The organism is Alteriqipengyuania sp., assembly GCF_964222115.1.
Lineage (GTDB): Bacteria > Pseudomonadota > Alphaproteobacteria > Sphingomonadales > Sphingomonadaceae > Alteriqipengyuania.
This window is the reverse complement of record NZ_CAXQBM010000071.1, coordinates 31749-44042: the sequence shown is the minus strand read 5'-3', so window position 1 is coordinate 44042 and position 12294 is coordinate 31749. Positions and strand designations below refer to the sequence as shown.

The window sequence follows — 12294 nt, the reverse complement described above, 5'->3', positions numbered from 1 at the left end:
GTTCTAAACTCGCAGTCCTGTCCTGAACAGACCCTTGAGCCGCCCATTACAGGCGCTCGTCGCGCCTACTGGTTGTTCTGTCGCCCAAGGAAACGCGGGATGTTGAGCGATGAACCGTCGTCATCCTCGTCCTCATCATCCTCTTCGGGCGCACCGGAACGGGACAGTTTGGCCATACGCTCGAACAGGGTGCCTCCACCACCGCTCTGCGGAAGCGGCGGGGCGGGTTTCTTCTCGCCGCCTTCCTGACCGGACACCAGACCACGACGACGACCGCCGGGAGCAGGTTCTTCCGCGGGAGTGTGCGGCGCAGGCCCATCCGCCTCGTCGCCAAGCAGCAGCTCGTCGGATGTATCCTCACCCGGAGCCTCCGGTACGGAGCCGAGGTCCAGCGTGTCGTCCTCGCCCCAGTCGTCGCCGCCGGACGCTGGGGTTGGTGACTGGTCGGCCGAAGGTTGCGCAAAGGGTGCATCGGGATTGGGTTCGGCTGCGCGCGGCATGGCGAAATCGTCACCATCGTCCTCGTCAGAATTGCGCAGTCCTGCGAGCGGATCGACGATATCGTCGACGTCTTCGTCATCGCCCTCGTCGTCTTCATCGCCGTATGTGGCCGCAGAAGCCTGCGGTGTCGCCGATTCTTGCGGTGCAGAGAAAGCTTGCGGGCTGCCGAAAGACTGGGGCTGCGATGGGCTGTCGCTCGCCGGGGCAGCGAACGGATCGGCCGAGGTCTCGTCGGTATCTTCGGGCAACTCGATCGCCGGTCGCTTGGGCGCGCGCACTTCTTCGTGACGCGGTTCCGGCATGGCAGCTGCGCGCGGGATTGGACGCTGGCCCTGGCCGTCCTCGTCGATCCCGGTCGCGACAACGGACACGCGAATCTTGCCTTCCAGGTTCGGGTTGAATGCCGAGCCCCAGATGATGTTGGCATTCTCGTCGACGAGCTCGCGGATATGGTTCGCGGCCTCGTCGACTTCGAGCAGCTTCATGTCCTCGCCGCCGATGATCGAGATGATGACGCCCTTGGCCCCGGCCATGCTCACACCATCAAGCAGCGGGTTGGCAATCGCCTGTTCTGCAGCCTCGCGGGCGCGGCTTTCGCCCTCGGCCTCGCCGGTGCCCATCATCGCCTTGCCCATTTCCTCCATCACCGACTTCACGTCGGCGAAGTCGAGGTTGATGAGGCCCGGCATGGTCATCAGGTCGGTGATCGAACGCACGCCCTGCTGGAGAACTTCGTCCGCCAGACGGAACGCTTCCTTGAAGGTCGTGTCGCGGTTGGCGATCAGGAACAGGTTCTGGTTGGGGATGACGATCAGGGTATCGACGTGCCGCTGCAACTCCTCGATGCCCGCTTCGGCGGCGCGCATCCGGCGCGTGCCCTCGAACAGGAACGGCTTGGTCACCACGCCCACGGTCAGCACGCCCTTGCGGCGCGCAGCTTCGGCGATCACCGGCGCGGCGCCCGTCCCCGTGCCGCCGCCCATCCCGGCGGCGATGAAGCACATGTTGACCCCGTCCAGCGCCTCTTCGATAGCATCGACCGTCTCTTCCGCAGCGGCCTTGCCCAGTTCGGGCCGCGCGCCCGCGCCGAGCCCGCCAGTACTTTCCGGGCCGAGCTGGATGCGGTTTTCCGCCGGAGACGAGCTGAGCGACTGCGCATCGGTGTTCGCGACGATGAAGTCGACACCTTCGATATCGGCTTCCATCATGTTGGCGATGGCGTTGCCGCCTGCACCGCCCACACCGATGACCGTGATCCGGGGGCGCAGATCGTCGGAAGGGTCGGGGCCGATATTGATGCTCATTGCGTCTTCACTCCGTGAAACCGGCGGGTCTGTTGCCAATTTCTCAATGCTCTCGTGTGACAGAAATCACCGGGTTATTTAATGGATATCCCCGGTCTTTTCCACATAACTCGCAGCACTGGTCAAGCGTTGCCGCAAGCTAGAAATAGTCCCTGCCCGCGCGCCACACCCTATTGACGAGGCCAAATCCGCTGATGCGGGTCTGCGACTGGTACTTTGCCTTCACCGTGCGGATATCGACCGGGTCCTTGGCGGCATAGAGGCACAGCCCAACCAGGGTCGAAAATCCGGGCGTCGCGTGCGCCGGGGGCAACCCCCGCAAAGTCTGCGGCTTCCCGATCCGCACCGGCCGGCCCAACGCATTCTGCACGAATTCCGCGCTTCCTGCCAGTTCGGCTCCGCCCCCCGTCAGCACGGCAGGCCCGCCCTTGGCGCCGGAAAAGTCCATCGCCTTCAGAGACTTGCCGATTTCGTCGGTGAGGCGACCCAGCTGTTCCGTGATGACCGCCACCAGATCGGCACGATTGATCGATCCTGCGCGCGGATCACCATCGGGATCGACCGGCACCTGCTCGCGATGATCGGACGGGCTGGCGAGTGCCGAACCGGACACGCATTTGAGGCGCTGCGCATGCTGGCGCCGGATGCCGAAGGTGCTGGCGATCGCATCGGTGATATCGCCAGACCCCAGCGGGATCGCGCGCATCGCCTGGACCATGCCGTTTTGCAGCACCGCTACATTGGTCACGTCGCCGCCGATCTCGATCAAAGCAGTGCCCAGCTCGCGTTCTTCGGGCGTGAGCGCGGCATGCGCGGAGGCAATCGGCGCGGCGACCACGCCCTCCACGGTCAGGTGCGCGCTTTGCACGGCAGTGATGATGTTACGGATCGGCGCCCCGTCCGCCAGCAGCACGTGCACATCCACGCCCAGCTGTTCGGCGTAGAGGCCTACCGGGTTGGCCACGCCATGCGGCCCGTCGACCGAGTAATGCGCAGGCTGCGCGTGCAGCACCATCCGCCCGTCAGGCTGCAGCGTATCGCGCGCTGTCACCAGCAGGTGATCGACGTCTTCCTCTTCGATCCGGCGGCCGTTGATGGGGATTTCTACGCGCGAGATGCGGCTTGCCAGCCCTGCGCCCGCGCATCCGACCCACACGCTTTCGATGCCTGTTCCCGCATCCTTCTCCGCCCGCTCGATCGCTTCGCGGATCGCATGGGTTGCGGCTTGGCTGTCAGTCACATAGCCGCGCCTAACGCCAGCGCTGGCGCGGTGCGAGGATCCGAGCACGACAAGCTCGCCTCCCTCGGTCAGGCCCATGATCATGGCCGATACGCGGAAGGAACCAAGATTGACCGCGCCGAATACGCGGGAAAGGCGTGCCGTACCCATTACTGCGAACTCTCCTGGTTTCCGGCGAGGCGATCCGCCCTGCCCGGCTCCCGCAGCACATATCGGTCGGGCACACGCAGATCGATCACGGTCGCCTTGCCGCCCAGCAGGCGATAGAGCCCGTCGAGCTTGGCAAAATCGATGAACGCTTCCGATGCATCTTCCTCACCCTGCGGCAGCGCGAGGATCTGACCGGTCTTGAAGACAATGTTCCAACGACGCTCGCCAATACGATGCGCGCTGACGATCTGCGGCTGGAGCGCGGGTGCAGCGGCAAGGATGCGGTCGAGCGAGTCGATCTGCTTCTTGGCCCCGGCCCCGGAGATGCGTAGCATGCCGCGTGCGTCGTCTTCCGAAATCGGGTCCAGTTCCACGCCATGACGGTCGATCAGCACCAGCCGGTCCGGCTTGACCAGCACTGCGTGCGGCGTGCGTTCCTCGATATCGATCACCAGCCTGTCCGGCAGCTGGCGCGATACGCGCGCTTCGGCAATCCATGGCATTTGCTTGAGGTCGGCACGGATCGCGGCGAGGTCGAGCAGTGGCATCGGCGTGCCGCGATGTTCCATCACCTCTTCATAGACCTTCAGGCGGTTCATCCGCTCGACCCCGGTCAGGTCGATATTGCGCATCTGGAAGCCCGCAGCACCTGCGCTCGACGCCATCTGCTGATGCAACAGCGCGGGGACACCGGCGGCGCTGGCGACGTACCAGGCACCGATGGCGGCACCGGTAAGGATCATAACCAGGAACCCACCCTGCAACTGCTTCTGGCTGATCGGCAGGGCTGTCAGCGCGGAATTGACGACACCCTGGCTCTGCCGCCGGGCTGCCCGCGCCTTCGATGCGCGCGAGCGCGAATTGGCCGCGCGGCGAACGCCGGTTGCCTTACGCTTGACCTTGCGAGCCATCGTCTCCTCCTGTTGCGCCCGAAGCGCCGGTGTTCAGCGCGTCCGCGATGATCGTTTCGACCAGATCTTCGTAGCTCATCCCGCAGTATTTCGCCTGTTCGGGTACGAGGCTGAGCGGCGTCATCCCCGGCTGGGTGTTTGTTTCCAGAACGAACAGCCCGTCTACGCCCTGCTCGTCGTCCCAGCGGAAATCGGTGCGGCTGGTACCCTTGCAACCGAGTATGCGATGCGCGTCCAGCGCAAGTCGCATGCAGGTGTCGGCGATCTCTTCCGGGATATCGGCAGGGCAGACATGCTCGGTCATCCCGTCGGTATACTTGGCGTCGAAATCGTAAAAGCCGGACTTGGGGACCAGTTCGGTCACCGTGAGCGCCTTCCCGCCGACGACTGCCGTGGTCAGCTCGCGACCGCGGATATAGGGCTCCGCAAGCAGCTCGGCGAACTCCTGCCACGGCCCCTTGGCATCGCGCGCGATCGGATTGCCGTAGTTGCCTTCTTGGGTGACGATAGCGACGCCTACGGACGAGCCTTCGTTGACCGGCTTCAGCACATAGGGGCGCGGCAGAGGGTCGCCTTGATAAAGGTCGTCGGTCTTGACGATGCGCCCGCCGGGCATCGGGATGCCGCGCGGGACCAGCGCCTGCTTGGTCAGCTCCTTGTCGATCGCGATCACCGACGTCGCGAGCCCGCTGTGGGTGTAGGGCACACCCATCAGGTCGAGCATGCCCTGAACCGTGCCATCCTCGCCCGGAACGCCGTGGAGCGCGTTGAAAACGATATCCGGCGCGGCTTCGGCGATACGTGCCGCGACCTGCCGGTCCATATCGATCCGGGTGACTGTGTGGCCGCGCGCTTCGAGCGCCTTGGCAACGCCCTCCCCGCTCATCAGCGAGACGGGCCGCTCGTTCGCCCAGCCGCCCATCAGGACGGCGACATGGAGTTTGCGTGAGAGGATTGCTGCGTTGCTCATCGCCGCCCCACTCGCTGGATTTCCCATTCCAGTTCGATTCCCGAATTCTCGCGCACTTTCGCGCGGACATCCTCGCCCAGCTGCTCGATATCGGCGCTCGTCGCGTCGCCGGTGTTGATGAGGAAGTTGGTGTGCTTCTCGGAAACCTGCGCACCGCCGCGCATCATGCCGCGACAGCCCGCCGCGTCGACCAGCTGCCACGCCTTCTCGCCCGACGGGTTCTTGAAGGTCGAGCCGCCTGTCCTGGTCCGCACCGGCTGCGAATCCTCGCGCGCCTGTGCGATCCGCTCCATCTCCGCGCCGATCTCAGCAGGGTCGCCGGGTTCGCCCCTGAGCCGCGCGCCGACCACCACCGCCCCCTCGGGCAATTCCGAATGGCGGTAGGTATATCCCAAATCCGCAAGAGGCAGCGTCGCCAGCGATCCGTCGCGCAGCACGACGTCGCACTCGACGAGCACATCGGCCGTCTCGCGCCCGTAGGCACCGCCGTTCATGCGCACGAAGCCGCCCAGCGTGCCGGGAATACCGCGCAGGAATTCGAGCCCCGCGATGCCATTATCCCGCGCAGTCGAGGCGATCAGCACGCCGTGTGCGCCAGCCCCGCAGCGCAGCGTATGGTCCTGTTCCACCGCGATTTTCGCGAAAGGCTTACCCAGCCGGACGACCACGCCTGGCACCCCGCCATCGCGCACGATCAGGTTCGACCCGAGCCCCAGCGCCATGACGGGCACAGCGGGGTCTAGATCGCGCACAAACGCACACAGGTCGTCCACATCGGCGGGTTCAAACAGCCAGTCGGCTGCCCCGCCCGCCTTGAACCAGACAAGCTTGGCGAGCGGCGCATCCTGCGTCAGCTTGCCGCGCACCTTTGGCAGAGTGAGAGCCTCGCTCACGCCGCCACCTTGCGCCATTCGGCCTGCAATTCGTCCGGCAGCTTCGCCGCCCACTTGGTGATGTCGCCCGCGCCGAGGCACAGCACGAGGTCACCCGCTTCCAGCTCGGGAGCGAGACTGCGCACCAGATGATCCCGGTCCGCAACGGTTTGCGCGTGACGGTGGCCGAGCGACTTGATCCCTTCGGCCAGCGCGGATGCATCGACACCCTCGATGGGGTCTTCGCCCGCCTCGTAGACCGGGGTAACATAGACCTGATCGGCGTCGTTGAAGCAGTTCTGGAACTCGCCCATCAGCTCCGCGAGGCGTGTGTAACGGTGCGGCTGCATCACCGCGATGACCCGCGCCTTGTTCTCGTGCGCATCCGCACTCTCGCGCGCCGCAGACAGCACCGCCCGGATCTCGACCGGATGATGCGCGTAATCGTCGATCACGGTCGCGTTTCCTCCGTCGAGCGCGACCGTCCCGACCTTGGTGAAGCGCCGCCGCACGCCGCCGAACCGCGCGAACCCTTCGCGGATCACGTCGTCCGAGCAGTTCATTTCCAGGCTGACCGCGATGGCTGCCAAGGCATTCTGAACATTGTGCTTGCCCGGCATAGGCAGGAACACGTTCTCTATTCGGCGATCTTCCTCACCGCGCTGGCGGACCACCACGTCGAACCGGTTGCCGCCCGCTTCTGGCTGGACATTGACCGCACAAATATCCGCCTGGAGCGAGAAGCCATAGGTGATGACCCGCCGGTCGCGCACCTGCCCGATCACCGCCTGCACCTCCGGGTGATCGACGCAGAGAATCGCCGCGCCGTAGAACGGCACGTTGTGGATGAACTCCACGAACGCACGCTTCACCCCGTCGAAATCGCCATAGTGGTCGAGATGTTCGGGATCGATATTGGTGACCACCGCAATGGTCCCGTCCAGACGCAGGAAACTGCCATCGCTCTCGTCGGCTTCCACGACCATCCAGTCGCTGTCCCCCAGCCGCGCGTTGGAGCCGAACTGTTCGATCACCCCGCCATTAATGACCGTGGGGTCGATCTGGCCGCAATCGAGCAGTCCGGCGATCATGCTGGTCGTGGTCGTCTTGCCATGGGTGCCCGCAACCGCGATGGTCGACTTGAGGCGCATCAGCTCGGCCAGCATTTCCGCGCGGCGCACCACCGGGATGCGGTTTTCCAGCGCAGCTTCGACCTCCGGGTTGGTCCGTTTCACGGCGGTCGATGTCACCACCACGGCCACGCCATCCACGTTCTCTCGCGCATGGCCGATGGCGACCTTCATTCCGCGCTTGCGCAACCGCTCGACCGTGTGACTTTCGGAGATATCGGAGCCCTGCACCTGGTAGCCGAGATTGTGCATCACCTCGGCAATGCCGGACATGCCGATCCCGCCGATGCCGACGAAGTGGATGATCCCGATATCGGTGGCGACGCCCTTCACGATGCGCGCTCCTCCGCGATGTCGCGCGCCGCGCCCTGCCCCACGGCAACGCCCTGCGAAGCACCGCGCGCATTATTCCGGCCCACGCGGATGACATCCATCATCTCCGCCCCGCCGAAGCTTTCGACGAGGTCGGCAAGGTCTTTCACCGCATCGGGCCGGCCGCAATTCCACGCCTTGTGCGCCGCATTGCCGAGCGTGCCCGAGCGCTGGCTGAGTACCTGGATCTGGCGCGCCAGCTCCTTGGGCGTGAAAGAGCTCTGCCGGATCATCCGCGCACCGCCCGCTTCCACGATCTCGCGTGTGTTGGCCGCCTGGTGATCGTCGGTCGCGATGGGCAGTGGCACGAGGATCGCGGGGCGACCCACGGCGGTCAGTTCGGCAATGGTCGAGGCACCGGCGCGCCCGATGAACAGGTGCGCATCGGCCAGCCGCTCGGCCATGTTCTCGAAATAGGTGGCGAGCTCCGCCGGGATGTCGTGGTTGCGATAGCGTTCGCGCACCGCGCCGACATCTTCCGGGCGGCACTGCTGGACCACCTGCAAGCGCTGGCGCAGCGCGGGAGGCAGCATGGCGAGACCATCGGGCACGACCTGCGCAAGGATACTCGCGCCCTGGCTGCCGCCGGTCACCAGCACTTTGAGCAGGCTGTCCTCGGTAAAGGTCGGGAAAGGCTCGTCGCGCAGGGAGAGAACTTCCGCGCGCACCGGATTGCCGACGAGGTGCACCTTGGGCGACCACTTCGACTTGAGGCGCAGCACCTGCGGGTAAGCAGTCGCAATCGCAGTCGCGCGCGGTGCGAGCAGGCGATTGACCCGGCCCAGCACGGCATTCTGTTCGTGGATCACGCTCGGGATTTTGGCGCTGCGTGCGGCCAGCAAGGCGGGGAGCGTTGGGTAGCCCCCGAAGCCGACCACCGCGCTCGGTTCGAAATTCTCGAACAGGCGGCGCGCCATCTTGCGCCCTTCCATCACCTTGGCCGCACCGCCGAACCAGCGGATCGGGTTCTTTCCGAAGCGCCCCACCGGCATGATGTGCGCAGGCATGAAATCGGGCTTGCCGGGAATATTCGCCCCGCGTTCGTCCGTGATCAGCGCGACATGGTGCCCGCGCCGCTCAAGCTCGTGCGCCAGCGCGAAGGCGGGCAGCATGTGCCCGCCGGTGCCGCCTGCGGCGAGAACGTAATGTCGATTGGCCCCGCTCATCTGTCCCTTTCCTTGCCGAACAGGCCCCCGTCCTTCTCCGACAATAACGTGCGAAGGCCTGCGGTTTCCCGTGTCAGGAACGGGTTGCGGCGCGTCAGCGCGAGCAGCAGGCCAAAGCCCATGCATACCGCGATCGTGGACGAGCCGCCATAGCTGACCAGCGGCAGGGTCATGCCTTTCGACGGGAAAAGCGACAGGTTGACGAGGATGTTGATAAAGGCCTGTCCGCCCAGTTGCGCGGTAAGGCCTGCGGCGGCGAGCAGGGCGAAGAAATTCTCCTCGCTGGAAATGCGGACCAGCACGCGCAGCACGATAGCGAAGAACAGCAGAACGATCCCGCCACAGGCGAGCAGGCCGAATTCCTCACCCACGACGGAGAAGATATAGTCGGTCTGCGCTTCGGGCAGGCGGAACTTCTTGGTGCCGACCCAGAACCCCACCCCATCCCAGCCACCGGCGAGCAGGGTGCGCTGGGCAAGGTCGACCTGGTCGAAATCGGTGCCGCCGAACAGCCAGGAATCGATGCGGTGCCGCGCGTTGTCGTAGAATGCATAGGCAAGGCTGAGGCCCACGAGGCCCCCTGCAAACAGGCCTGCAATGTGGCGGAAGGATACCCCGCCCAGCAGCACGAGGACGAACCACACGCCGGTGAACAGGATCGCTGCGCCGAGGTTAGGCTGCGCCATCAGCAGTGTGACCACCACTGCGAGCGCGCCGGTCACCAGGCCAAAGACCGGCATGTTCGGGTCTTTCAGGCGCCAGCTCATGATCCACGCCAGCGTGATCGCGAAACCGGGCTTGAGGAACTCGGACGGCTGGAAGGAGAAACCGAGGTTGAGCCAGCGGCGCGCACCGTTCACCTCCGTGCCGATGAAGGGCACGAGCAGCAGCGCGCCGATCATCGCGGCGGACAGCAGGATGGCGAAACGCCGCGCGGAATCGCGGCTGAGCATGGAAAGGGCGAGCATCGTGACGAAGCCTAGCCCGAGCCAGCGCAGGTGCAGGAACAGGAAGTGCAGCGGGTTGAGCGTCACTTCGTCGCTCGACAGGCGGTCTGCACCTGCCGGAGATGCGGCGGCGATGGCCGCGCAGCCGACCGCCATCAGCAGGATGATGAGGCCGAGCAGCGTGTGGTCGAGTTCCCGCCACCAGATTTTCACCCGTGCGCGGATCGTCTCGCGCTGGGTGCGCTTGGGCAGGTCGGCTGCGATGGCGGTGGCAGTGTTCATGCAGTGGCCTCGCTATCGGCAAGCTGGCGGACGAGCTGGCGGAAGGTGTCGCCGCGGTCTTCGAAATCGCGGAACTGGTCGAAGCTGGCGCAGGCGGGGCTGAGCAGCACGGTCTCGCCGGGTTTCGCGACCTGCGATGCAAGGTCCACCGCCTTGTCGAGCGTGCCGCAACGGTTCACTGCGCAATGCGGCTCCAGCGCCTCGGCAAAGGCATCACCCGCCTCGCCGATGGTGTAGGCGGCGGTGACGTGGGAGAGGTGCTGTTCGGTTTCGCCCAGCCCCGGTTCCTTGGCCTGCCCGCCGCCGATCCAGTGGATGTTCTCGAACGCGGCGAGCGCGGGCGCCGCAGCGGCGGTGTTGGTCGCCTTGCTGTCGTTGACGTAGAGCACCCCGCCATGCTCGCCGACCCGCTCCATGCGGTGAGGGAGACCGGGGAATGACTTGGGGCCGGGCCGGATTTGCTCGATATCCAGACCCAAAAGCAGACACGTCACCACGGCAGCTTCAGCATTTGCTTGGTTGTGCGGCCCCTGAAGTGTGGGCCAGTCGGGGAAGTCGGCGAGGACGTGTCCCGCCCCCTCTACGTTCAAATAACTTTGAGGAGCGACGCCGCCTCTTTTCTCGGAGACTTGCTCATACAGATCGCTGCCTGCCTCAACGACAGACTTGCTATCGACCGACTGCATCTCGAACAGGCGAAGCTTGGCATCACGATATGCCTCGAAGCTCTCGTACCGATCCAGGTGATCGGGCGTCACATTCAGCAGCACCGCAACATCGCAATCGAGGCTGAACGTCAGATCGATCTGGTAGCTCGACAGCTCCAGCACATAGACCCCGCCTTCCGGCAAAGGCTCCTGCTCCAGGATCGGCAGGCCGATATTGCCGCCCATCGTGGTCGGCACGCCTGCCGTTTGCAGGATATGATGCACCAGAGCGGTGGTGGTGCTTTTGCCGTTGGTGCCGGTAATGCCTACCACCTTGTGCGGCGGCAGGTGCTCGCGCGCCTGTGCGAACAGTTCGATATCGCCGATCACCGGTACGCCGTACTTGTCGGCATGCGGCTTGATCGGATGCGTGTTGAGCGGGACGCCGGGAGACACGACTACACCGGCAAACCCGGTCAGGTCGGTCTCCACCGGATCTCTGAAGATCAAGGATGCGCCCCAATCCTCTAAAAGAGCGAGTGTGTCATCCGGATCGCAGAAAGGCATATGGGGTTCAGCCACCTCAATGCGTTTCTCTTTCGAGGCATCCCACGCGGTGACGTCCGCGCCAGCCGCCAGCAGCGCCTCGACCGTGGCCCGCCCCGACCTCGCGAGGCCGAGGACCGCAAATTTGCGGCCCTTCCAGGCGGGCGAGACAATCACCGCAGCTTCAGGGTGGAAAGCCCGATCAGCGCGAGCACGATGGCGATGATCCAGAACCGGATCACGACCTTCGTCTCGCTCCAGCCGAGCTGCTCGAAATGATGGTGGACGGGCGCCATGCGGAAGATGCGCTTGCCCGTGCGCTTGAACCAGAAGACCTGGATGATGACCGAGAGCGCCTCGAACACGAACAGCCCGCCGACAATGGCGAGCACGATCTCGTGGTGGCTGGCAACGGCAATGGCGCCGAGCGCTCCGCCCAGCGCCAGCGATCCGGTATCGCCCATGAACACCGCGGCAGGTGGCGCGTTGAACCACAGGAAGGCGAGGCCGGCCCCCATGATGCAGGCACAGAAGATCGCCAGCTCGCCCGCACCCTCGACATAAGGAATGCCGAGATATTCGGAGAAGTCCGCGCGGCCTGCAAGATAGGCGATGATGGCGAAGGTGCCCGCCGCGATGATCACCGGCATGATTGCCAGCCCGTCCAGCCCGTCGGTCAGGTTCACCGCATTGCCCGCGCCCACGATCACGATGGCGGCAAACACGTAGTAGAACGGCCCCAGAGGGATCGCCTGGTCGCTGACGAAGGGCACGTAGAGCCACGTGTTGATCTGGCTGACGATGATATAGGCCGCGATGCCCGCAACGATGAATTCCAGCGCAAGGCGGACCTTGCCCGAGACCCCTGCGTGGCTATTTTTCGTGACCTTGTCGTAGTCGTCCATGAAGCCGATCGCGCCGAACCCGATGGTCACCGCGAGGCAGGCCCAGACGAACGGGTTGGAGAGGTCCATCCACAGCAGCAGCGCCAGCACCATCGCGATCAGGATCATCAGCCCGCCCATCGTGGGTGTGCCGCGCTTGGCGAGGTGCGTTTGCGGCCCGTCCTCACGGATCGGCTGGCCCTTGCCCTGCCGCACGCGCAGCATGTCGATCAGCTTGGGCCCGATCAGCAACCCGAAGAAAAGCGCGGTGAGGATGGCGGCACCCGCACGAAAGGTCTGGTAGCGGAAGAGATTGAAAATCCCTTCGAATTCAAGCCACTCCGCGATTAGATAGAACATTCTAGGCCGTCC

10 protein-coding genes are annotated in these 12294 nt (G+C 64.9%); all 10 read right to left on the bottom strand.

Translation table 11 applies throughout. From position 1 onward, the window contains the following. Positions 1 to 65: 65 nt before the first annotated feature. Positions 66 to 1805, bottom strand: coding sequence for a cell division protein FtsZ (gene ftsZ, locus ACEQXE_RS10955; protein ID WP_370179283.1), 1740 nt, complete (start codon positions 1803 to 1805; stop codon positions 66 to 68). A gap of 139 nt (positions 1806 to 1944) precedes the next feature. Further along, positions 1945 to 3195 (bottom strand): cell division protein FtsA, encoded by a 1251-nt coding sequence (ftsA, locus tag ACEQXE_RS10950; protein WP_370179281.1) that lies wholly within the window; start codon positions 3193 to 3195, stop codon positions 1945 to 1947. After that, positions 3195 to 4106, bottom strand: coding sequence for a cell division protein FtsQ/DivIB (locus ACEQXE_RS10945; protein ID WP_370179279.1), 912 nt, complete (start codon positions 4104 to 4106; stop codon positions 3195 to 3197). Before ACEQXE_RS10945 ends, ftsA begins: the two co-directional genes overlap by 1 nt. Next, positions 4084 to 5076, bottom strand: a complete 993-nt coding sequence (locus ACEQXE_RS10940; protein ID WP_370179278.1) for a D-alanine--D-alanine ligase — start codon at positions 5074 to 5076, stop codon at positions 4084 to 4086. Before ACEQXE_RS10940 ends, ACEQXE_RS10945 begins: the two co-directional genes overlap by 23 nt. Then, positions 5073 to 5987 carry a UDP-N-acetylmuramate dehydrogenase gene (murB, locus tag ACEQXE_RS10935; protein WP_370184322.1) on the bottom strand — a complete coding sequence of 305 codons (915 nt, stop codon included), beginning with the start codon at positions 5985 to 5987 and terminating at the stop codon, positions 5073 to 5075. The genes ACEQXE_RS10940 and murB overlap by 4 nt, the downstream gene beginning before the upstream one ends. Continuing rightward, on the bottom strand, positions 5966 to 7411 hold the full coding sequence (murC, locus tag ACEQXE_RS10930; protein WP_370179274.1) for a UDP-N-acetylmuramate--L-alanine ligase: 1446 nt from the start codon (positions 7409 to 7411) through the stop codon (positions 5966 to 5968). Before murC ends, murB begins: the two co-directional genes overlap by 22 nt. Then, complete coding sequence (gene murG, locus ACEQXE_RS10925; RefSeq protein WP_370179272.1) at positions 7408 to 8616, bottom strand: undecaprenyldiphospho-muramoylpentapeptide beta-N-acetylglucosaminyltransferase; 1209 nt, start codon at positions 8614 to 8616, stop codon at positions 7408 to 7410. The genes murC and murG overlap by 4 nt, the downstream gene beginning before the upstream one ends. Beyond that, a complete protein-coding gene (locus ACEQXE_RS10920) occupies positions 8613 to 9845 on the bottom strand; it encodes an FtsW/RodA/SpoVE family cell cycle protein (RefSeq protein ID WP_370179270.1) in 1233 nt (410 codons plus the stop codon). Before ACEQXE_RS10920 ends, murG begins: the two co-directional genes overlap by 4 nt. Further along, positions 9842 to 11215, bottom strand: coding sequence for a UDP-N-acetylmuramoyl-L-alanine--D-glutamate ligase (murD, locus tag ACEQXE_RS10915; protein WP_370179268.1), 1374 nt, complete (start codon positions 11213 to 11215; stop codon positions 9842 to 9844). Before murD ends, ACEQXE_RS10920 begins: the two co-directional genes overlap by 4 nt. Then, positions 11212 to 12282: a phospho-N-acetylmuramoyl-pentapeptide-transferase gene (gene mraY / locus ACEQXE_RS10910; RefSeq protein WP_370179266.1), complete on the bottom strand. Its 1071-nt coding sequence runs from the start codon at positions 12280 to 12282 to the stop codon at positions 11212 to 11214. The genes murD and mraY overlap by 4 nt, the downstream gene beginning before the upstream one ends. Between the last annotated feature and the right edge of the window lie 12 nt (positions 12283 to 12294).

Bases quoted from the DNA above. Each gene is read 5' to 3' on its own strand.
- ACEQXE_RS10920 (WP_370179270.1), bottom strand. From the start codon at position 9,845: ATGAACACTGCCACCGCCATCGCAGCCGACCTGCCCAAGCGCACCCAG.
- mraY (WP_370179266.1), bottom strand. From the start codon at position 12,282: ATGTTCTATCTAATCGCGGAGTGGCTTGAATTCGAAGGGATTTTCAAT.
- murG (WP_370179272.1), bottom strand. From the start codon at position 8,616: ATGAGCGGGGCCAATCGACATTACGTTCTCGCCGCAGGCGGCACCGGC.
- ACEQXE_RS10945 (WP_370179279.1), bottom strand. From the start codon at position 4,106: ATGGCTCGCAAGGTCAAGCGTAAGGCAACCGGCGTTCGCCGCGCGGCC.
- ftsZ (WP_370179283.1), bottom strand. From the start codon at position 1,805: ATGAGCATCAATATCGGCCCCGACCCTTCCGACGATCTGCGCCCCCGG.
- ftsA (WP_370179281.1), bottom strand. From the start codon at position 3,195: ATGGGTACGGCACGCCTTTCCCGCGTATTCGGCGCGGTCAATCTTGGT.
- ACEQXE_RS10940 (WP_370179278.1), bottom strand. From the start codon at position 5,076: ATGAGCAACGCAGCAATCCTCTCACGCAAACTCCATGTCGCCGTCCTG.
- murB (WP_370184322.1), bottom strand. From the start codon at position 5,987: ATGGCGCAAGGTGGCGGCGTGAGCGAGGCTCTCACTCTGCCAAAGGTG.